Origin of the sequence: Rhizobium indigoferae (assembly GCF_034554815.1) — a bacterium.
GTDB lineage: Bacteria > Pseudomonadota > Alphaproteobacteria > Rhizobiales > Rhizobiaceae > Rhizobium > Rhizobium leguminosarum.
Genome location: NZ_CP140635.1, coordinates 3924369 through 3945510 on the forward strand (window position 1 = coordinate 3924369; position 21142 = coordinate 3945510).

Annotated in this window: 16 protein-coding genes; 12 read left to right on the forward strand and 4 right to left on the reverse strand. The window is 61.5% G+C overall.

All coding sequences use genetic code 11. The annotated features are described in order from the left end of the window. Positions 1–60 precede the first annotated feature (60 nt). Complete coding sequence (locus tag U5G49_RS19420; RefSeq protein WP_193446725.1) at positions 61–2337, reverse strand: heavy metal translocating P-type ATPase; 2277 nt, start codon at positions 2335–2337, stop codon at positions 61–63. Positions 2338–2408: 71 nt separating this feature from the next. Between U5G49_RS19420 and U5G49_RS19425 the strand changes: the two genes are divergently transcribed. Together U5G49_RS19425 and U5G49_RS19430 are read left to right on the forward strand one after the other, a co-directional pair. After that, a complete protein-coding gene (locus U5G49_RS19425; RefSeq protein ID WP_018243702.1) occupies positions 2409–2831 on the forward strand; it encodes a MerR family transcriptional regulator in 423 nt (140 codons plus the stop codon). Positions 2832–2899: 68 nt separating this feature from the next. Then, complete coding sequence (locus U5G49_RS19430) at positions 2900–4108, forward strand: TIGR03862 family flavoprotein (protein WP_193446724.1); 1209 nt, start codon at positions 2900–2902, stop codon at positions 4106–4108. A gap of 49 nt (positions 4109–4157) precedes the next feature. Here U5G49_RS19430 and msrB read toward each other — a convergent pair whose 3' ends face one another. Then, on the reverse strand, positions 4158–4643 hold the full coding sequence (gene msrB, locus U5G49_RS19435; protein WP_130653115.1) for a peptide-methionine (R)-S-oxide reductase MsrB: 486 nt from the start codon (positions 4641–4643) through the stop codon (positions 4158–4160). Between the two features lie 209 nt (positions 4644–4852). Between msrB and U5G49_RS19440 the strand changes: the two genes are divergently transcribed. The 10 genes from U5G49_RS19440 (at position 4853) to U5G49_RS19485 (ending at position 16929) form a co-directional block, all read left to right on the forward strand. Then, positions 4853–5812, forward strand: a complete 960-nt coding sequence (locus U5G49_RS19440; protein ID WP_047623016.1) for a helix-turn-helix domain-containing protein — start codon at positions 4853–4855, stop codon at positions 5810–5812. 166 nt (positions 5813–5978) lie between these two features. Next, entirely contained in the window at positions 5979–7487 is a 1509-nt protein-coding gene (gene adh / locus U5G49_RS19445) for an aldehyde dehydrogenase (RefSeq protein WP_193446723.1), read from the forward strand. 167 nt (positions 7488–7654) lie between these two features. Then, on the forward strand, positions 7655–8047 hold the full coding sequence (locus tag U5G49_RS19450) for a DUF779 domain-containing protein (protein WP_193446722.1): 393 nt from the start codon (positions 7655–7657) through the stop codon (positions 8045–8047). A gap of 106 nt (positions 8048–8153) precedes the next feature. Beyond that, positions 8154–8750 carry a DJ-1/PfpI family protein gene (locus U5G49_RS19455; protein ID WP_112905321.1) on the forward strand — a complete coding sequence of 199 codons (597 nt, stop codon included), beginning with the start codon at positions 8154–8156 and terminating at the stop codon, positions 8748–8750. Between the two features lie 24 nt (positions 8751–8774). Continuing rightward, positions 8775–9125: a ribbon-helix-helix domain-containing protein gene (locus U5G49_RS19460; protein ID WP_018243709.1), complete on the forward strand. Its 351-nt coding sequence runs from the start codon at positions 8775–8777 to the stop codon at positions 9123–9125. 177 nt (positions 9126–9302) lie between these two features. Then, entirely contained in the window at positions 9303–10010 is a 708-nt protein-coding gene (locus U5G49_RS19465) for an SDR family NAD(P)-dependent oxidoreductase (protein WP_166480746.1), read from the forward strand. Positions 10011–10304: 294 nt separating this feature from the next. Further along, positions 10305–11438 carry a calcium:proton antiporter gene (locus U5G49_RS19470; protein WP_047623019.1) on the forward strand — a complete coding sequence of 378 codons (1134 nt, stop codon included), beginning with the start codon at positions 10305–10307 and terminating at the stop codon, positions 11436–11438. 137 nt (positions 11439–11575) lie between these two features. Continuing rightward, entirely contained in the window at positions 11576–12340 is a 765-nt protein-coding gene (locus U5G49_RS19475) for a bestrophin-like domain (RefSeq protein WP_166480745.1), read from the forward strand. 180 nt (positions 12341–12520) lie between these two features. Continuing rightward, positions 12521–13717: an efflux RND transporter periplasmic adaptor subunit gene (locus U5G49_RS19480; RefSeq protein WP_166480744.1), complete on the forward strand. Its 1197-nt coding sequence runs from the start codon at positions 12521–12523 to the stop codon at positions 13715–13717. A 41-nt stretch (positions 13718–13758) separates the two neighbouring features. Beyond that, positions 13759–16929: an efflux RND transporter permease subunit gene (locus tag U5G49_RS19485; RefSeq protein ID WP_193446721.1), complete on the forward strand. Its 3171-nt coding sequence runs from the start codon at positions 13759–13761 to the stop codon at positions 16927–16929. Between the two features lie 92 nt (positions 16930–17021). Here U5G49_RS19485 and U5G49_RS19490 read toward each other — a convergent pair whose 3' ends face one another. Both U5G49_RS19490 and U5G49_RS19495 read right to left on the reverse strand, forming a co-directional pair. After that, the gene (locus U5G49_RS19490; protein WP_246289447.1) at positions 17022–17834 is read right to left on the reverse strand and encodes a hypothetical protein; all 813 of its coding nucleotides are present in this window, start codon (positions 17832–17834) and stop codon (positions 17022–17024) included. 266 nt (positions 17835–18100) lie between these two features. Further along, positions 18101–20623: a methyl-accepting chemotaxis protein gene (locus U5G49_RS19495; RefSeq protein ID WP_193446720.1), complete on the reverse strand. Its 2523-nt coding sequence runs from the start codon at positions 20621–20623 to the stop codon at positions 18101–18103. Between the last annotated feature and the right edge of the window lie 519 nt (positions 20624–21142).

Consider the following 21142-nt stretch of genomic DNA (forward strand, 5'->3'; position numbering starts at 1 on the left):
AAGCGCTGTGTAGAACCCATCATAAAAAGAGCTGGCAGAAGCCGGCTCCTCAAACGACATTCATATTTTTATCCGAAGCAACCGCAGTGCATTGATCGTCACCAGCACGGTGGCGCCGGTATCGGCAAGAATCGCTGGCCAGAGCCCGGTGATCCCTGCGATCGTCGTCACCAGAAACACCGCCTTCAGCCCGAGTGCGATGGTGATATTCTGCAGGATGTTGCGCATCGTGCGTTTGGAAAGTTCGATCATCCGCGCCACGTCGCCAACGCGTCCGTGCAGCACGGCGGCATCCGCCGTCTCCAGCGCCACATCGGTGCCGCCGCCCATGGCGATGCCGATATCGGCAGCGGCCAGCGCCGGAGCATCGTTGATGCCGTCGCCGACCTTGGCGACGATGAAGCCCTGGCGCTTCAATTCGCCGACGACCCGCTGCTTATCCTCCGGCATCATCTCGCCGCGCCAGTCGATGCCGAGCATGCCGGCAACGGCTGCTGCCGTCCGCTTGTTGTCGCCCGTCAACATCACCGCCTTGACGCCTGCCGATTTGAGCGCAGCGAGCCCGGCCTCGGCATCCTCACGCGGCTCGTCACGCATGGCGATCAGGCCGGCCGCAACACCGTTGACGAGCAGCACCGACACGCTCTTGCCCTCGTCGTTCAGCGCAGTGATGCGTGCATCCTGTTCCGCGCTGAGCGTCCCGCGCTCGCGGGCGGCAGGCGGCGACAGCAGATCCAGCGCCTCACCGCCGACTTTGCCGCTGACACCCTTGCCCGGCAGCGCTTCCAGCTCGAAGGCCGGCGGCACGGGAACGCCGTCCGCCTTGGCGCGGTTGAGGATCGCCAGCGCCAGCGGATGGCTGGAACCCTGCTCCAGCACCGCCGCGCGCGACAGCACCTGCGCCTCGCTCAGGCCAAAGGAAATGATGTCGGTCACCTGAGGCTTGCCTTCTGTCAGCGTGCCTGTCTTGTCGAAGGCGACCATCGTCACCTTGCCGAGCGTTTCCAACACCGCGCCGCCCTTCATCAGCAGCCCGCGCCGCGCACCGGATGAAAGCGAGGCGGCGATCGCCGCCGGCGTCGAGATGACGAGCGCGCAGGGGCAGCCGATCAAAAGGATCGCAAGGCCCTTGTAGACCCATTCGCCCCACGGCCCAGCGAACAGCAACGGTGGAACGACCGCGACAAGCGCTGCGACCACGACGACGCCGGGCGTGTAATAGCGCGAGAACCGATCGATGAAGCGTTCGGTCGGCGCCTTCGATTCCTGAGCTTCCTCCACCAGCTTGACGACGCGGGCGATGGTATTGTCGGCGGCAGCCGCCGTGACGCGAACCCTGAGCACCGCATCGCCATTCACCGTGCCGGCAAAAACGACGGCATCGACGCCCTTGCGCACCGGCGTGCTCTCGCCCGTCACCGGCGCCTCGTCGATCGCGCTCTCGCCTGAGATGATGATGCCGTCCGCCGAGATCCGGTCGCCAGGACGAACCATGATGATGGCGCCGACCGAAAGGCTTTCCGCAGGCACCTCCCGTGTCTGCCCATTGTCTTCGAGTAGCGCACTCTTCGGCACCAGTGCCGTCAGCGACTGGATGCTTTCGCGCGCCTTGCCCGCTGCCACCCCTTCCAGCAGCTCGCCAACGAGGAACAGGAACACGACAGTTGCCGCCTCTTCGCCGGCATTGATGATGACGGCGCCGACAGCGGCGATCGTCATCAGCATCTCGATCGAAAACGGTGTTCCTGAGAGGGCAGCCATGACAGCGCGCCGAGCGATCGGCACCAGCCCGATCAGCATGGCGACGATGAAGGCATAGGACGCAATCGCCGGCACGAGATGGCCGACGGCATAGGCGGCAACGAGTGCCGCACCCGAAAGGATGGTCAGCCGGCCCTTCCTACTCTGCCACCAGGGACCGGCCATCGGCGCATGGTCGTGCCCGTGCAGCCCCTCGATTTCCTTCTCGCCATGTTCGTGAGAATGGTCGTGGCCATGACTTGCATGATCGTGCCCTTCATGGTCGTGGTCATGGCCCGCGTGATCACCGTGATCACCGTGATCATGTCCATGGTCATGACGGTGCTGCGAGCCGTGTTCATGCGCAGCCGCAGCGTTTCCGGCAAGCGGCGCGACGGAATAGCCGAGCCCGGTCACCTTCTTCTCGATCGTCTTGAGATCGCTGCTGCCATCATGCCGGACGGTCATCGTGCCCGCCATCACCGAGACGGAAACATCGGCGACACCCGCCACGCGTCTGACCGCCGTATCGATCTTGGTTGCGCAGGCGGCGCAATCCATGCCGCCAACCCGATATCGTGTTTCGCTCTCAGCCATGAACCGCTTCCTTGTCAAATAGAAGCATCCCTCCTACATCCTCTAGCGACTAGAGGTGCAAGAGGAAAATTATGAAAAGGATCACGATCGGCGAAGCTGCTCGCCAGAGTGGCGTCAAGGTGCCGACGGTGCGTTATTACGAGAGCATCGGGCTGCTCGCGGCGCCGAGCCGCAGCGAGGGCAACCAGCGCTCCTTCGAACCCGCCGATATCAGCCGCCTCGCCTTCATCCGCCATGCCCGCGAACTCGGCTTCGAGATCGAGGCGATCCGCACGCTGCTCACCCTGCAGGATGATCCGCACCAATCCTGTGCCTCGGCCGACGCCATCGCCAAGGCCCGCCTCATCGAGGTCGAGCAGCGCATCCGCAGCCTGAGGGCGCTGAAGGCCGAGCTGGAAACCATGGTGGAAGGCTGCGGCCACGGCCGCGTCGACCAATGCCGCGTCATCGAGGTTCTCGCCGACCACGGCCAGTGCACGCATCCCCACCACTGATCTCCGCCCTTGCAGGCGATCCGCGCCCGCGCCAAAACTGAACGAGACAGAATCGGGCGAAGACATCAATGAACCAGAAGCGGATTGCAATCATCGGCGGCGGCCCGGCGGGTCTAGCGGCTGCCGAACTGCTTTCCCGTTCCGGTCATGCGGTGACCGTCTATGACGCCATGCCGACCTTTGCCCGCAAGTTTCTGCTGGCCGGCAAGTCCGGTCTCAACATCACCCATTCCGAGGATTATGCCCGTTTCACCACGCGCTTCGGAGCGGCCTCCGCCCGTCTGCGCCCCGCTCTTGATGCCTTTACCCCTGATGATATCAGGAATTGGGCAAGCGAGCTCGGGACGGAAACCTTCATCGGCTCGTCCGGCCGGGTTTTTCCGAAGGTGATGAAGGCCTCGCCTTTGCTGCGCGCCTGGCTCAGGCGGCTGGAGGCACAGGGCGCCACGCTGCGCACCCGCCACCGCTGGACCGGTTTTGCCGAAGACGGCTATGTTTTCGAAACGCCAGAAGGGCGCGGCCTCGTCCATTGCGACGCAGCCCTGCTGGCGCTCGGCGGCGCAAGCTGGCCGCGCCTCGGCTCGGATGCTACCTGGGTACCTTGGCTGGCCGGCAGGGGTGTGGAAATTGACACTTTTCAACCCGCCAATTGCGGCTTCGTCGTCGGCTGGAGCAGGAACTTCAGCGAGCGTTTCGCCGGCGAGCCGGTAAAATCAGTCACCGCCACGTCCGAGGCCGGCACTTTTCCCGGCGAATTCGTCATCACCGGCAGCGGCATCGAAGGCAGCCTCGTCTATACCCATACGGCCGCGTTGCGCGACCGGCTGCCGAACCATGGCAGCGCCGTCCTGACGCTCGACCTCGCACCGGGCCGCGCCATCGAGAGGCTGAGCCGCGACCTTGCGCGGCAGGACGCCAAATCGAGCTTTTCAAACCGCCTGCGCAAGGGCGCCGGCCTCGACGGCGTCAAGACGGCGCTGCTCCGCGAACTCGCTCCCGAGCGCGACCGAACCGATCCGGAGCGTCTCGCACGCATGATCAAGGCCCTGCCGGTGCCGGTGATCGAAACCCGCCCGATCGCCGAAGCGATCTCCTCAGCCGGCGGCATCCGCTGGAGCGGCGTCGACGAGAGCTACATGTTGAAGGCACTGCCGGGCACCTTCGTCGCCGGCGAAATGCTCGACTGGGAGGCGCCGACTGGTGGCTATCTCCTCACCGCCTGCCTGGCGACCGGCCGGGCGGCAGCCCGTGGCATCGAGGCCTGGCTGCAGCGCTAGAGCGCTGGAAGCTGTCAGCCTTGAGGCAAAACAACAAGATCATCATCAATCAGACCGAGGCCGGATGGAAGGTCATGGCGAGACCATTCATGCAGTAGCGAAGCCCGGTTGGCTTCGGGCCGTCATCGAAGACATGGCCGAGGTGACCGCCGCAACGGCTGCAGTGCACGGCGGTACGTGCCATGCTGAAGGTCGTGTCGCCGGTTGTGCCGACGGCATTTTCAAGCGGCGCCCAGAAGCTCGGCCAGCCAGTGCCGCTGTCGAATTTGGTGGTCGAGGAAAAGAGGTCCTGGTCGCAGCCGGCGCAGGCGAAATTGCCCTTTCGCTCCTCATGCAGCAAGGCACTGGTGAAGGGATGTTCCGTCCCCGCCTGGCGCAGGATGACATATTGATCCGGCGTCAGCAGCTTGCGCCATTCCTCCTCGGTGTGGGTCACCGCAAACCTCTCGCCGGCGATTGCCTTGCCGGCCAGGCCTGAGCGAACCGCAAGCGCCCCAAAAGCAGCGCCCATCAGCAACAATCGTCTGTTCAGCATGGTCGGATCTCCTCATCTGGCAAACCTTGCTTCTGTACAGAACTACGAGGGAGAGGGGGCATTTGTTACGCCATGGCTGCCCAAACACCGAAATGTGATTTCAGCCACTTTCGTCAGGAGGCGCCGCACGCTGACGAGCGCCAGCGCCGGCCGATTGCAAACCAGCCGCTTTTCCATCAGAGTGTGCTGAAATTCGGTGGGAGGAGCCGATGCACGAACACTCAGCGCACGCCGAGTACGTCTACACGTCTGCCCAGCGCGAATCTGCGGCAGCCAGTTCTCCTGTTGTCGCCTCATGGCGGCGGTGCATGACCATGCACCAGCTCGCCCCCGAGGACCAGCGGGCTCCAATCCGCCTCACCGACCTGGAATTCCGCCGTGCGCGCGAGCAGTCCGATCAGCTGATCGCCAGCGCGACGGAAGAGCTCGATCGTCTCTTTACCACCGTTGGCAGGGCCGGCTGTTGCCTGCTTCTGACCGACAAGAACGGCATCGCGCTGGAGCGCCGGGGCGCTGCCGGCGACGACAAGGAATTCCGCGAACTCGGCCTCTGGACCGGCTCGGTCTGGACAGAGGCCAGCATCGGCACCAACGGTATCGGCACTGCACTTGCCGACGAGCGTGCCGTCGCCATCTTCCGCGATCAGCATTTTTTCAGCTCGAATACCAGCCTCAGCTGCACGACGGCGCCGATCCGCGATCATCGTGGCCGAGTGGCCGCAGCCCTCGACATCTCCGCATGTCGCGAGGACGTCAACGAGATGACGCTGGCGATCCTAACGCAGACCGTGCGCGATGCAGCGATGCGCATCGAGCTCAACCTCTTCCGCTCGGCCTTTGCCGGCGCCCGTTTCCTGATGGTCCCGGCCGGCACCAATTCCGCCGCCGCTTTGCTGGCCGTCGACAGGCACGATTTGGTGCTCGGGGCGACGCGCGCCGCCCGCGTCGCGTTGCAGCTGGACGACAAACGCATCGCCGCCGGCATTCCGGCAGCCGATGCTCTGCACGAGGCTGGCGTTTCCCAGCAGGACGAGATGGTCGAGGCGGAGAAGGCGGCACTGCTGCGGGCGCTGTCGCGCGCCGGCGGCAATGTTTCGCAGGCGGCGATCGCGCTCGGCATCAGCCGCGCCACACTACACAGGAAGATGAAGAAGCTCGATCTCCACTGATCGGAGCAAAGGTCCCGCTCCTGGAGCAATCGTGACCCGATGCTGTCGCAGGTCTGCGACACTGTGCACTGCGGTATGGAAGACCCGCCCTGTTCCTTCCGCCAAAACATGCTCATTTTCCTCTCACTGGTTCGCTTGGGAACCTGGATCATCAAGGGAGGATGACATGCTTCATCAGAAAATCGTCGAGTCGCCGTTCAAGCTGAAATACGGCAACTATATCGGCGGCGAATGGCGCGAGCCGGTCGAAGGCAAATACTTCGAAAACCTAACGCCCGTCACCGGCGGCAAGCTCTGCGACATTCCCCGCTCCAATGAAAAGGACATCAATCTCGCGCTCGACGCCGCCCATGCGGCAAAGGAAAAATGGGGCCGCACCTCCGCTGCCGAGCGCTCCAATATCCTCATGAAGATTGCCCAGCGCATGGAAGACAAGCTGGAATTGCTCGCCCAGGCCGAGACCTGGGACAATGGCAAGCCGATCCGCGAAACCATGGCGGCCGACATTCCGCTGGCGATCGACCACTTCCGCTACTTCGCCTCCTGCATTCGCGCCCAGGAGGGTTCGATCGGCGAGATCGACCACGATACCGTCGCCTATCACTTCCATGAGCCACTCGGCGTCGTCGGTCAGATCATCCCGTGGAACTTCCCGATCCTGATGGCCACCTGGAAGCTGGCACCTGCACTTGCCGCCGGCAACTGCGTCGTGCTGAAGCCCGCCGAGCAGACACCGGCCTCGATCCTGCTCTGGGCCGAGATCGTCGGCGATCTGCTGCCGCCCGGCGTGCTCAACATCGTCAACGGCTTCGGCATAGAAGCCGGCAAGCCGCTGGCGACCAGCCCGCGCGTCGCCAAGATCGCCTTCACCGGCGAGACGACGACCGGCCGGCTGATCATGCAATATGCCAGCCAGAACCTCATTCCGGTGACATTGGAGCTCGGCGGCAAGTCGCCGAACATCTTCTTCGCCGATGTGATGGCCGAGGACGACGACTTCCTCGACAAGGCGCTCGAAGGCTTTGCGATGTTTGCCCTCAACCAGGGCGAAGTCTGCACTTGCCCGAGCCGCGCCCTCGTCCAGGAATCGATCTACGACCGCTTCATGGAAAAGGCCGTGAAACGCGTCGAGGCGATCAAGCAGGGCAACCCGCTCGACACCGCGACGATGGTCGGCGCCCAGGCTTCGACGGAGCAGCTGGAAAAGATCCTCGCCTATCTCGACATCGGCAAGCAGGAAGGCGCCGAGGTACTGACCGGCGGCTCGCGTAACGATCTCGGCGGCGAGTTGGCGAACGGCTATTATGTCATGCCGACGATCTTCAAGGGCCACAACAAGATGCGTGTGTTCCAGGAGGAGATCTTCGGACCGGTGGTTTCGGTCACGACCTTCAAGAACGAGAAGGAAGCGCTCGAAATCGCCAACGACACACTCTACGGTCTCGGCGCCGGTGTCTGGAGCCGAGACGCCAATCGCTGCTATCGTTTCGGCCGCGAGATCCAGGCCGGCCGCGTCTGGACCAACTGCTACCACGCCTACCCGGCCCATGCCGCCTTCGGCGGCTACAAGCAGTCGGGCATCGGTCGTGAAACCCACAAGATGATGCTCGACCACTACCAGCAGACCAAGAACATGCTGGTGAGCTACAGCCCGAAAGCACTCGGCTTCTTCTGAGAGCAGCCGATGATGTTATGATAAAAGCCTTCTCTCCGACACGGGGAGAAGGCGTTGTCTTTAGAGCGCCACGCATCCCGTGGGACGCTCTAACGCTTTGAATTTGCGTATAACAAATTTCCGAAAATCGATCCGATTTTCGGGGTTATCCGCCGGAGGAGGCAGCCATGGAAACCACCGTCAACGGCGAAGCGCGTGTTCTCGCAACCGACACAGCTCTCGATTTGATCGCAGAAATCAAGCGGGATCATACCGATATCCTCTTCCACCAGTCCGGCGGCTGCTGCGACGGCTCCTCGCCGATGTGTTATCCGACTAATGAATTCATGATCGGCGACAACGACGTCAAGCTCGGCGAGATCGGCGGCGTACCGGTCTACATCAGCGCCAGCCAGTTCGAGGCATGGAAGCATACGCAGCTGATCATCGACGTCGTACCGGGCCGCGGCGGCATGTTCTCGCTCGACAATGGCCGGGAGAAACGCTTCCTGACCCGCTCCCGCCTCTTTGGCGGCGGCGAGGCTTGCACAGTGCCTGATGTGAAGGTCAGGGCGGTTTAATGCCGTCGCCTTATCGGGTACGAATTTTGCCTGTAGTATTCCCATAGTACCTGCACTCTGTCGCTGTTTGCTACTCTCCGCCAGTTGGTTTCAAAGGGAGGAAACGATGCCAGCCTCAAAGATCCTGATGATCACCGGTGATTTCACCGAAGATTACGAAACGATGGTGCCGTTCCAGACGCTGCTCGCCTGCGGCTACACAGTCGACGCCGTCTGCCCCGGCAAGAAGGCCGGCGACACCATCGCCACTGCCATCCACGATTTCGAAGGCGACCAAACCTATTCCGAAAAACGCGGCCATAATTTCGCTCTGAATGCCACCTTCGACAGCGTGCGCGCCGAAGATTACGATGCGCTCGTCATCCCCGGCGGGCGGGCGCCCGAATATCTGCGCCTCAATGCCGACGTCATCAAATCCGTGCGGCACTTCTTCGACGCGGGAAAACCCGTCGCCGCCATCTGCCACGGCGCACAGCTGCTTGCCGCTGCCGGGGTTTTGAAGGGCCGCACCTGCTCGGCCTATCCCGCCTGCCGGCCGGAAGTCGAACTTGCCGGCGGCATCTATGCCGACATCGCTATCAGCGATGCAGTCTCGGACGGCAATCTGGTCACGGCACCCGCCTGGCCCGCCCATCCCTCGTGGCTGCGTCAGTTCATGGCCGTGCTCGATGCCGCAGCACTGCTGGAAACCAACGCCGCCTAAGAAGGGCGGCACCGGGAGGACGACATGTGTGAATTGTTCATCAAGGCGGATGCGCGGCTCTGGGAAAGCGCCACCCGGTCGCTGCGCATCGACGGCATGGTCACCAGCGTCAGGCTGGAGAATTTCTTCTGGTCGAAGCTCGAGGAGATCGCCCGCCGCGACGGCATGAATGTCGTCCAGCTGATCACCCGGCTGCATCATGAATCGATCGATGCCGGCCATGATCTTGGAAACTTCACATCCTTCCTGCGGGTCTGCTGCGCCCGCTATCTCGACCTGCAGCTCGCAGGTGACATCCCGGCCGACGTCACCCGCCCGATCTCCGGTCTCGACGCCCCTGGAATTCTCGGCCGGGAACGGGCGAAGTATCACTGAAAGCCGGTCCGACCGGACCATCGGACAATGACGGACGGAACTGCCCGCGGATAACTCCTCGGGCAGTTCCGCAAGATGTCTGACCTTGTCTTCCCCAGCGGGCTTGCGCTGCCGGCCAGCCTGGATCAACAATGCGCGGCATCATCCAGCACCGGCACCGTCAGGAGATCGATTGCCATGAACGACCAGAAAGCCGTGATCGTCACCGGAGCCGGCGGCAACCTCGGCAGCGCCGTTGTCCGCGAGCTTGCCAACGCCGGCGCAAAACTCGTCTGCATGAACCGTTCGAGCAGTGAGCTGGAAGCCTTGGCCGGTGATCTTCCTGCCGCCACCGAGTTTCTGTCGATCGCCGGAACGGATCTCACCGATTATGCTTCCTGCGCCGCCGCCGTCGCCCGGGCCGTAAAGCGCTTCGGCGGTGTCAGCGCATTGGTCAATACCGTCGGCGGTTTCCAGATGGGGCCGGTCGGGCCGGAGGCCCCCGCGCAGTGGGAGACGATGATGACCGCAAACGCCCGCACTGCGCTGACGATCAGCGCCGCGGTTCTCCCGACCATGAAGGCTGCGGGCTACGGCCGCATCGTTCATATCGCCGCCGCGCCCGGCCTGAAGGCCGGCGCCAAGCAGGCCGCTTACGCCGCCTCGAAAGCCGCTGTCATCCGTCTGACCGAGGCGATCGCTGCCGAATGCCGCGACGACCGCATCACCGCCAACTGCATCCTGCCCGGGACAATCGACACACCTGAGAATCGCGCGGCCATGCCCGATGCGAAGACCGATGGCTGGGTGTCGCCGCAATCGATCGCCCGCCTCATCGCCTTCCTGATTTCGCCGGCCGCAGCCGTCGTCACTGGCGCAGCAATCCCCGCGGCCGGCCGCGAATAGTGGAAGACGCGGCGTGAGCCGCCGTCGAAACGCGCTTCAACAGCCGCGCCGAGCTTTGGCCGGCCTCGCCTTGCCTTCCGTTTCGGCGGCAGTCCGTTTGTCGTGAGCAATGGGTGATGAGACTACAGAGACCTGCGAGTTTTAATCAGTGACACACGATCTGGCTTGAGGTTCGGTTCGCCTTAAGGCAGCCTCGTCTCCGCCCGCTCATGCGACGGGCACAAGACAGCGGGCGGACACAATGGTCGTGAGGATCGCATTGCGGCGGCATTTGCCAGAAGGCGGGTGGTTTCGATGACAGACGGTCCGGCATTGCGCGCTGTCGGCGCAAACAGCCTGCTACGCGAGGAATGGTTCCTGGGCGTCAGCGTCGCAACGAGCTTGGCGTTTCTTGTTTTCCAGGAGCAGCTCTTCGGGCAGCTTTCCGATCCGCTTTGGTTCACTGTCGTTTTCGCGTGGCTGTTCGCTGCCGTCCTCGGCTCCGCTCTGTCGGTTGTCCGGCACGCGGATCATTTGGCTGAGCGGCTGAAGGAACCCTACGGCACGCTCATTCTGACGCTTGCCATCACCTCGATCGAGGTGATGGCAATATCAGCCGTCATGCTTCACGGCGAGAACAATCCCACGCTTGCGCGCGACACCCTGTTCGCCGTCGTCATGATCATCCTGAACGGCATGGTCGGTCTGTCCTTGCTGCTGGGCGCATGGCGGCGACCGGAACAGCAACATAATCTGCAGGGCGCCAACGCCTATCTCGGGGTCATCGTACCGCTGGCGACCCTGAGCCTGGTGATGCCGACATTTCTTGCAGGCCCGGACGGACAGCATCCATCCGCACCGAGACAACTGATACTGGGTATAATATCGGTCGGCCTTTACGCTACGTTTCTGTTTCTTCAGGCCGGCCGCCATCGGGACTATTTCACTGACGACAGCAACCGCCACGAGCCCATCAGCGAACGTGTCCCTCGCCACGGACCGGTCTGGCCTCATGCCATTCTGCTTTTCGCCTATATGGCTCCCGTCGTCTTTCTCGTCGAACAGCTTGCCCTGCCGATCGATTACATTATCGAAACCCTGCATGCTCCAACCGCACTTGGCGGTGTTGTCATGGCCATCCTGGTCGCGACGCCTGAGGCAATCAGCGCCGTGCGTGCGTCCATCGCCAATAATCTTCAGCGTTCCGTCAATATCTTCCTTGGTTCGGTGCTGTCGACGATCGGGCTGACGGTGCCGGCGATGCTTGTTGTCAGTCAGCTTTATGGACACCCCGTGACACTCGGCCTGGAGCATGGAGATCTGGTGATGCTCCTGCTCACTCTTGCCGTCAGCATCATCACCTTTGCCAGCGGCCGCACGCATCTCATGCAAGGCGCTGTACATCTGGTGCTTTTCCTGGCTTACGTGCTGCTCATTTTCCAGCAATGAAACCGCCCGATGGCGACCGCGCGAGGGCAAGCAAGTAAAGATTCCCGCGCTTGGTCTGTCTTCCGCTATGATGACGGGAGCTATTGCACAGCTAGCAAGATGGCTGCACGACTTAAGTGGCGATACGGAGACCGGACTTGGGCTCACTAGTGGTTGGCGGGCTTGTATTTCTATGTCTGTCGATGGCGACGTCGATAGGATTGATCGTGCGTGCCCGCTTGCCCGATCACCATCTCAATGCGGAATCCAAGGACGTCATCAGGCTGGCAACCGCAGTGGTGGGAACGCTGTCGGCCCTGGCGCTCGGCCTTCTGATAGCATCCGCCAAGTCGACCTACGACAACGCCGAAGTGGAGATGAGAACGGCGGCTGCACGGGTACTGCTGCTTGACCGCGTCATGGCGCAATACGGGCCGGAAACTGACAAGGCGCGGCAATTGCTGCGTGAACTCATCGAGAAACGACTGAGCCGCGGCTGGACTGCCGAAACCACCGACGAGCCATCCGCCAAAGCGCTGGGAGAATATCAGGATATAGAGTCGGTTCAGGCCGACCTTCGATCCCTGGCGCCGAAGGATGCGGCGCAGCGCTCTCTCCAGGCGCGTGCTCTGGAGGTGAGCGGCATGGTAGCCGAAACCCACTGGCTGCTGGTCGAATCCGGTAAGGAGGGTTTGCCCTGGGCCTTCCTTACCGTTCTCGTCTGTTGGCTCGCGCTGCTTTTCGCGACCTTCGGGCTGCAGGCACCGGTCAATCCGACGGTGCTGTCAATTCTGCTTGTTTGCGCCCTGTCCGTTGCGGGCGCGATTTTCCTGATTTCGGATATGGCCAATCCCTATGTCGGGCTGGTCCATGTTTCGGATGCACCTTTGCAGTCTGCCATCGAACGCCTCGGGAAGCCCTAGAGCCACGTCATGGCGTCCGTCGAGAGTGAGCTTCGACACAGCTTAATTGTGCGCCAGCCGCTATTGCAATTTGCAGCAATGCCGCGACATAATATCGCATGCCCGGAACTTTTCGGAGAGGGGTCGTCTCCGCCGAGGCACGCATGAAGACTGGGGCTCGTAAACATCGGGGCGGCGGCAATGCGTGTGAGATTGTATCAGGGTCTGCACCTGTCCGTGGTGCTTGCCGGCATGGTAATTCTCGCTGGCTGTGAGGAAAGTGGCAACACCTACGTTCCCCCTCCGCCACCTCCGGTTCGCGTCGCTCAGCCGCTCCAGCAACCGGTAACGCTCTATTTCGAACTCACCGGCAATACCGCGCCGCTCAATGCTGTCGATATCGAGGCGCGCGTCCAGGGCTATATCCAATCGATCGACTACCAGGACGGCATGACGGTGATGAAGGGCACCAAGCTCTTCGGCATCGAGCGCGACACCTACCAGGCGCAACTGGATCAGGCGAAGGCGTCACTCGCTTCGCAGCAGGCTTCCCAAGTCGGCGCCAAGCAGGAGTATGACCGCCAGCTCAATCTGTCGAAGCAACAGGTCACCACGCAGACCGCCGTCGACAGCGCCAAGGCAACGCTCGACGAGGCGAATGCGTCCATCCTCAATGCCCAGGCCAATCTCGATCTCGCGACGATCAATCTCGGATATACGGAAGTGCTTGCCCCGTTCGACGGCACCGTCACCGATCACCTCGTCGATATCGGCGCGCTTGTCGGCGTATCCGGTCCCACCAAACTCGCCAGCATCGTGCAGACGGATCCGCTTTATGCCTATTTCAACGTCAGCGAAACTCAGGTGCTGATGATCAAGGAAAGCCTGGCGAAGCAGGGTCATACCTTCAAGCAGACGGACCTTCCCAGCATTCCTGCGGAGATCGGCCTGCAGACGGAACAAGGTTATCCGCACAAGGGCCATCTCGACTACGTCTCGCCGCAGCTCGATGCCTCCACAGGCACGCTTCAAGTGCGCGCGCTGTTCGACAACAAGGACCGCGCCATGCTGCCCGGTCTCTTCGTGCGGGTTCGGGTGCCGGTCGGCCATAACGACAAGGCTCTGCTGGTGCGCGACGACGCCATCGGAACGAACCAGTTGGGCAGCTACCTGCTTGTCCTCGGCAAGGACGACGTCATCGAGCAGAAGCAGGTCAAGACCGGCCAGCGTGAAGGTGCGCTCCGCGTCATCGACTCCGGCCTCGATCCGGCCGACTGGGTCGTGACCCAAGGTATCCAGCAGGCCATCCCCGGCAGCAAGGTCACGCCCGAGAAAATAGAAATGAACCCGCCGGCAGCTGCCGCCGGCGATGCCAAAGCCAAGACCACCACGCAATGAATTCGCCACCATGGTTCATCTGAACGTCTAAGGACAACAGCATGATCTCGCGCTTCTTCATCGAGCGACCGATACTCGCCAACGTTCTGGCGTTGGTTTTCGTGCTCATCGGCGCGGTGGCCCTTTTCCAACTGCCTGTGGCGCAATATCCGAATGTCGTCCCGCCGACGGTACAGGTGACGACACGCTTTCCGGGCGCCAACGCCCAAACCCTCGTTGACACCGTCGCGCTGCCGATCGAGCAACAGGTCAACGGCGTGCAGGACATGCTCTACATGCAGTCGACGAGCGCCAGCGACGGCACTTATTCGCTGACCGTGACCTTTGCCATCGGAACGGATCCGGACCAGGCCCAGGTTCTGGTACAAAACCGCGTTGCCATAGCGATGTCATCGCTTCCCGAAGCGGTGCAGCTTCAGGGCGTGACGACGCAAAAGAAATCGACGGCGATCCTCGGCTTCGTCACCCTGACCTCGCCCGATAGCCGCTATGACAGCCTGTTCCTGTCGAACTATGCCGTCATCAACCTGCAGAATGAACTTGCCCGCCTTCCGGGTGTCGGCAACGTTACCGTGTTCGGCGCCGGCCAGTATGCCATGCGAATCTGGATGGATCCGAACCTGCTGCAGGCGCGCGGCCTGACACCGCAGGATGTCGTCAGCGTCGTGCAGCAGCAAAGCCAGGAGGTCGCCGCCGGCCAGATCGGCATTCCGCCGGTGCCGAAAGGGCAGGTCTTCCAATACACGCTGAACGTCAATGGCCGGCTGAACGAGGCGGCAGACTACGAAAACATCATCGTCAAGGTCGAGAGCGGACAGGGCGGCCGCGTTACCCGCATCCGCGATATCGGCCGCGTCGAACTCGGCGCCCAAACCTACAGCCAGTCCTTCATGCAGAACGGTCGACCGGCGGCCGGTATCGGCATTTTTCAGCTGCCGGAGGCGAATGCCATCGCGGTGGCCCAGGCGGTGAACACGAAAATGCAGGAGCTCTCGAAGAGCTTCCCGCAGGGCCTCGAATATCACGTGCCGTTCGACACGACGAAATTCGTCGAGGCCTCTATCAACGAGGTTTACGTCACCTTGATCGAGGCGGGTGTTCTCGTTCTCATCGTCATTCTCGTCTTCCTGCAGGATTGGCGGGCGATGCTCGTGCCGGCAACCACCGTTCCGGTTACCATCATCGGCGCCTTCGCGGCCATGGCGGCATTGGGCTTCACCGTCAACCTGTCGACGCTGTTTGCCATCGTTCTCGCCATCGGCATCGTCGTCGATGATGCCATCGTCATCGTCGAAGGGGTTGCCCGGCACATCGAGGCGGGCATGTCCGGCCGACAGGCGGCCGAGAAGGCGATGGAGGAACTGCTCGGCCCGGTCATCGGCATTACGCTGGTGCTGATGGCCGTTTTCATTCCGGCCGCCTTCCTGCCTGGCCTGACGGGGCAGCTCTATCGGCAGTTCGCCCTCGTCATCGCCGCCACGGCGCTGATCAGTGCGATCAATGCCGTCACCCTGAAACCGACGCAATGCGCGCTTTGGCTGCGACCGCCAGTCCCACCAGAGAGACGCAACGTCTTCTATCGCGGCTTCAACAGGGTCTATAACAGGGGTGAACGCAGCTATGCCGGGCTGATCGGATCGATGACCCGCCACAGCGGTATCATGGTCATAGCAGCATTTGCGCTGATCGGGGTCGCCGTCTGGGGGCTCGCCCGCCTACCGACTGCGTTTCTGCCCATCGAGGATCAAGGCTATGTGCTGATCAGCGCACAGTTGCCCGACGGCGCCTCGAAAGAGCGCACCGACGCGGTGATGGAAGAGGTCGGCAAGATCGCCGAAGCCACACCGGGCGTCGATCAGGTGCTGACCATCAGCGGCATTTCCGTTCTCGATAACAATGCCAGCCTGCAGAATGCCGGCGTTGCCTATGTCGTGCTGAAAGATTGGGACGAGCGCGGCAAGCAGAAGGGGCAGGATCTGCTGTCGATCTACCAGCATCTGAATAGCGCGCTGCAAAGTTTGCTGGCCGCCAAGACGCTGGTGGTTGTCCCGCCTCCGATCCAGGGCGTCGGCAATGCCAGCGGCTTTACCATGCAGGTCGAAATCAGGAACGGCATTTCCGACTACCCGCTGCTGCAATCGCTTGCCGATACGATCGTCAAGAACGGCAGTGCCCAATCGTCTCTGCAAAGGCTGAGCACGCCTTTTCGCTCGAACGTGCCGCAACTCGCCGTTTCCGTCGATCGCATCAAGGCGGAGACGCTGGGAATTACGGTGGGGCAGGTCTTCTCCGCTCTCTCCGGCTATGTCGGATCGAGCTATGTGACCCAGTTCAACAAATTTGGCCGCACCTTCCAGGTCTATGCGCAAGCCGCTTCCGATTTCCGGGTCAGCGCCGAAGACATCCGCAATCTGAAGGTCAAAGCCGGTGACGGGACGATGGTGCCACTCGGCACGGTCGTCGATGTCTCGACGACGCAAGGCCCGTCTCTGATCAGCCTCTACAATCTCTACCCCACAGCAACCATCGTTGGCGGGCCTGCCGCCGGCTTCAGTTCCGGCCAGTCGCTCGACGTCATGGAGCAGATTGCCGATCGCACACTGCCGCCGGGCACAGGTTTCGAGTGGACGGCGCTGTCCTATCAGGAGAAGGCCGTGGGAGGGCAGATCTATTTCATCTTCGCGCTCGCCATGCTCCTCGTCTATTTCGTGCTCGCGGGCCAGTATGAAAGCTGGATCTTGCCTTTCGCCGTCATTCTCGCCGTGCCGCTCGCCCTCCTCGGCACGGTGGCAGCACTCACGGCAGCCGGCGTTGCCAACAATCTCTATACGCAGATCGGCCTTATTCTGCTGATCGCGCTTGCATCGAAGAATGCCATCCTGATCGTCGAATATGCGCGGGAAAAGCGGGCGGAGGGCATGGAAATCCTGGACGCGGCCGTCGAGGCCGCCCGCCTGCGCTTCCGGCCAATTCTGATGACCTCCTTCGCCTTTATCCTCGGCGTCCTGCCGCTGGTGCTGGCGACCGGCGCCGGCGCATCGGCCCGCAAGTCGATCGGCATATCGGTCTTCAGCGGCATGATCGCCTCGACCTGCCTCGCTGTGCTCTTCGTACCGTCCTTTTACGTCGTGTTGCAGCGCCTCGAGGAATATTGGAAAGGCCGCGCAAAGGCCGCAGGCGTCGCAGAGGCGGAGATGCCGAAGGTTCAGTAAGGCTGTTGCAACAACCTGTTGCGCGATCACCTGCGGTTTCGCGCCGGGGCAGGTTGTTGGCGGCACTTCACAGCGCGAGTTTCGAACAGACGCTATAATCCCGAGGTCAGGACCCTGTGGCAGGCAGGCGACACACGTTGCAGATTGTCCCGCAGGCAAGCGATCCCCCGCCCTCCACCCAAAGGCACCATGCGGCACAGGGCCTGGAAATCCGATCCGCAGGTTTCGCGCAGGATCATCAGTTCCTCGCGTGGCGAGAAGGCCGGCATCATGGCCCGAGGAGCAGGCGTGGTCGCAACCGTCGCAGCAGCACCCCCGACGGCTGGGGTTGATCCGGCTGATCCTCCCCCAGTTGATCCTCCTAAGGCCGCAACGGCTTGTTGGCACGGCGCCGATAGAGCGGCATTGTGCTGTTGCAAGCAGCTGAGTGCCTCCGTGCCGCCCGGTGTGACGCCCGAGCATTGCGTCATGAAATCGCGTTGGCAGGCCGATTTGACGGCATTGCGCTGCGCCTGCGTCGGCTGATGTGCCGGTGCGCCCGTCGCCGGCGCTGGGGTGGTCGACCCAGTGGTCGCGGGCGCAGCCGGAGCCGGCTCCGCGGATGTCGACTTGGGTTTGCTCAGCGCCGACACCGCCTTCCGGCAGCCAGCCGACAGTGTGGCATCATGCTGTTGCAGACAAGTGAGCGCCTCGATGCCGCCCGGCGTCACCCCTGAACATTGCGCTATGAAATCGGATCGGCATTCCGCCCTGATCGCATTGCGCTGCTCTTCAGTCGGCGCCTGCGCGGACGCGACTCCAGCTGAGAACACCGCTACACAGAGCGCTGTCAATCCCAAGACAGCAAACCAAAGACGACGCCTTCCATGCGGAGCCGTCTGTAAAGAAGGTGCCCATTGCCGCATTTATTCCTCCCCCTATAAATCCCTGATCTACTTCATGAAATCGAACGCCTGGTGAATAGGATAATAAACGCCCGCCATTCGGTGGGACGTTGCTTGCCGTTGCGAAAATATTAAAGCGCCGGCTCCACGTATATTAGAATATTGCTATTTTAGCAACGATCGTGCGCCTGAAAACTGATCAAGGGAAACGTATCACTCATCAGCTTTCTGATCGGAAACCATGCATATCAAAGCAAGTTAACAGGCTCTGCGAATACGTGCTGCCGTCATGCCGCAGCCTCGTATCCTCTTGAAGCCGGGCTCTCGCGGCCTTCAAGCCGAAAGCGTGCAATCATGTCGGTAAGTGCAAGCGCCTCGGACGATAGCTGTTGGGTGGCAGCATTCGTCTCTTCCACCATCGCCGCATTTTGCTGCGTCATACGATCAATATCGTTCACCGACGCGTTGATCGAATGAAGTGTCGTTGCCTGTTCGCGGCTTGACGAGGCGATGAGTTCAATATGGCCGACGATGTGGACGATCTCGCTGGAAATCTCTGTCAGCGCATCGCCCGTGCGGCCGACGAATTCGGAGCCGGACGCAACCTCTCGAACGGAATTATTGATGAGCTCGCCGATTTCCTTGGCTGCGCGAGCCGATCGCTGCGCCAGCTCCCGCACCTCCTGCGCCACGACAGCAAAGCCCTTGCCGGCCTCACCGGCTCTCGCCGCTTCGACTCCCGCGTTCAGGGCCAAGAGATTGGTCTGGAAAGCGATGGAGTCGATGGCGCTGACAATCTGAACGATCTTGCCCGACGCGTCCTCAATCCGTCCCATGGCCGAAACCGCGTCTTGGACCACTGAAGCCGAGGCGTCGGCGCCCTGTTTGGCGCGTTGGACAAGCGCAAGCGCTGCTGCTGCCAGTCCTGAAGAGGTGTTGACGGCGGAAGAAATCTCCTCCACTGCCGCTGCGGTTTCTTCAAGTGCAGCCGCCTGCTTTTCCGTTCGACTGGCCAGGTCATCAACGGCTTCCGCCATCTGTCGGCCATTGTCGCTAATGAGGGAAGACGTCTCGCGGATATCGAAGAGCGTCTCCCTGAGACCCGCCACCGACATGTTGAAATCGATACGGATCCGGTCGAGTTCGGCGGCAAAGGGCGTATCGATCGAAAAATTCAACTCCCCGCGCGACAGCCGTGTGAGTCCGTCTGCAAGCGCCTCAATTGCGGCGTCAACCTGGGCCTTGGCGCTACGTCGCTCGAGTTCGTTGTGGGCGCGCTCAGATTCCGCATCACTACGCGCGATCTCGGCCTGTTGTTCCATTTCGACATTCGACAGCGCATTTTGTTTGAAGACGGAGAGCGCACGGGCCATTTCCCCGATTTCGTCGCCCCGCGCCTCGCCGGTGATTGTGGTATCGAGCCTTCCCTCTGCGATCTTGCGCATCGCTGCGGTAATCTGGGTGATCGGTCCCTTCAGGGTGACGACCAGCGCGGCACCTGCGGTCATAGCAATCAGTATGCCAATGACAATCGCGCCGCCGGATATCCTATTGGCCTGTTGACGATCCTGGCCAGCATTTTGCCTCTGCGTCTCGGCGAATTGAGCAAGCAGGTTCCAGGTGTTGTCGATCTGCCCCGCAGCGCTGTCGAACTCAGCCAGCTTGCGCATCGCGCCTTCGGAGAGCGCTGCCGCGTTCGCCGCAAGCAGATCGAGGACGGGTTGAGCCTTCTTCGGAATTTCGGCAAAGACCGGATCGTCGTTCACCACGCCGGCGAGACGGCCGAGCTCGGTCTGATACATGTAGATCGACTGCTGGACTTTCTTCACTCGCGCGTCATCTGGATTGCCGGCGAGTTCGGCGAAGCCGACGCGGATCTCGTTATTGCTGTTAACGATGGCGCGCAGTTCGTTGCCGACATTCGTCGCTTGAGAGATATCCTTGTCCGACGCGGCAAGCGCAAGCACGGAGGTCCGCATCAGATCGTCGCCAATCGTCTTGAGACTGTCGCCAGTTGCAGCAAGATTGGCGACGGCGGTATCCGTTGCTGGGACATCCAAAATGTCAGGCGACACCTTCGAAGCGTTGGCGATGGCATCCACAGCAGCGGCATACTGCGCGGCGAGGGCTTCGGTCGCTACAGCAGGCGAAAGCTGCTCCTTTGCCTTTTGCAAATCGGGCGCATATTTGGCTAGCAGGCTAACTTTGTCAGCCGGCGTCGTCGCGTTCGTATAGTCATTGCGAAGTTTTGTCGCGACACTGGCGGCGGCGCTGATGGAGACGGAATTGCTCAGGCCGCTCTTGTTGGCATTTTCCATCTTTTTCGCACTGGCCATCAGCATGAACGAGCGCTTGCCAACCTGCCCTTGCAGGTCAAGTAGTGCAGCGGAAGCAGCGTCCACATCACTGAGAATTTTCTGCTGTCCCGTTTCGATTTGCCAGATCGCTTCGATCTTTTGCGGGATGATTTGCGACTGATCAAGCGCCCGGTCAAGAAGCCCCACATCGGTCGTCGGCCTTAGCCTCTCGATCGTCTGCTTCAGGTTTGCCAGTTGCTCTCGGGCGTCCGCAAGCGCGGTATCACGAGCTTCCTGCGACGGTTTCATCAGAAAGCCGGTCATGCTGGAAGAAACATGTTTGAACCCGTTCAGGGACTGCAAGACATGGTTGGAGATCTCCATCCGTCCCTCGAGGAGGCTGGACGCGTAGTACCCCGTCAGTCCCACTGCGCATAGACTAATGACGAATGGTGCCAAAAGTACGAGCACCTTCGTCTGAATGCGAACCCGCGACATCAAGCCATTTACCACGAATGCACCCTCACCACCGATTGCAGCTAAGCTGTCATTCTTTGCTTAAGAACCGATAAATGGGTTGATCCGAGGACCATGCACGCTTCGCCTATCGGGGAGAAGGGCGTGGTTCAGACACTCGAACAAGCATGTAAGCAGATCGGGTATTCATCATAAGCGCCCCTGCTGAGGAACTTCTGGAAACGCAAAAAGCCCTCCTTGTCGTCTGCGCTGAACAGGCAATGCACCCGCTCTACGAGGACGTAGTTGGTATCGATTGTCTAAGGGGCTTATTCGCCCAGCTATGGCTGGCTGCACGCTCCGCGTATGTCTGTTGATGCGCGACCTCGCCGTGGAGGCGATCCTCATTGCCGATTCATCGCCGACGACGTCACAGGAAGTGTGAGCAGGCCGCCGGTTGAGGGAGTATATTGGTCAGATTATCCGGCAGATCTTCACTTTACGGCCTTCTCATAGACGTTCGGTTTTGGCGCTGCCCAACGACTAAGAGGCCATTCCTACTTTTAACTCGAGCTT

Bases quoted from the DNA above. Each gene is read 5' to 3' on its own strand.
- U5G49_RS19425 (WP_018243702.1), top strand. From the start codon at position 2,409: ATGAAAAGGATCACGATCGGCGAAGCTGCTCGCCAGAGTGGCGTCAAG.
- U5G49_RS19460 (WP_018243709.1), top strand. From the start codon at position 8,775: ATGTGTGAATTGTTCATCAAGGCGGATGCGCGGCTCTGGGAAAGCGCC.
- U5G49_RS19430 (WP_193446724.1), top strand. From the start codon at position 2,900: ATGAACCAGAAGCGGATTGCAATCATCGGCGGCGGCCCGGCGGGTCTA.
- U5G49_RS19480 (WP_166480744.1), top strand. From the start codon at position 12,521: ATGCGTGTGAGATTGTATCAGGGTCTGCACCTGTCCGTGGTGCTTGCC.
- U5G49_RS19490 (WP_246289447.1), bottom strand. From the start codon at position 17,834: ATGCGGCAATGGGCACCTTCTTTACAGACGGCTCCGCATGGAAGGCGT.
- adh (WP_193446723.1), top strand. From the start codon at position 5,979: ATGCTTCATCAGAAAATCGTCGAGTCGCCGTTCAAGCTGAAATACGGC.
- U5G49_RS19485 (WP_193446721.1), top strand. From the start codon at position 13,759: ATGATCTCGCGCTTCTTCATCGAGCGACCGATACTCGCCAACGTTCTG.
- U5G49_RS19440 (WP_047623016.1), top strand. From the start codon at position 4,853: ATGCACGAACACTCAGCGCACGCCGAGTACGTCTACACGTCTGCCCAG.
- U5G49_RS19450 (WP_193446722.1), top strand. From the start codon at position 7,655: ATGGAAACCACCGTCAACGGCGAAGCGCGTGTTCTCGCAACCGACACA.
- U5G49_RS19470 (WP_047623019.1), top strand. From the start codon at position 10,305: ATGACAGACGGTCCGGCATTGCGCGCTGTCGGCGCAAACAGCCTGCTA.
- msrB (WP_130653115.1), bottom strand. From the start codon at position 4,643: ATGCTGAACAGACGATTGTTGCTGATGGGCGCTGCTTTTGGGGCGCTT.
- U5G49_RS19420 (WP_193446725.1), bottom strand. From the start codon at position 2,337: ATGGCTGAGAGCGAAACACGATATCGGGTTGGCGGCATGGATTGCGCC.
- U5G49_RS19465 (WP_166480746.1), top strand. From the start codon at position 9,303: ATGAACGACCAGAAAGCCGTGATCGTCACCGGAGCCGGCGGCAACCTC.
- U5G49_RS19455 (WP_112905321.1), top strand. From the start codon at position 8,154: ATGCCAGCCTCAAAGATCCTGATGATCACCGGTGATTTCACCGAAGAT.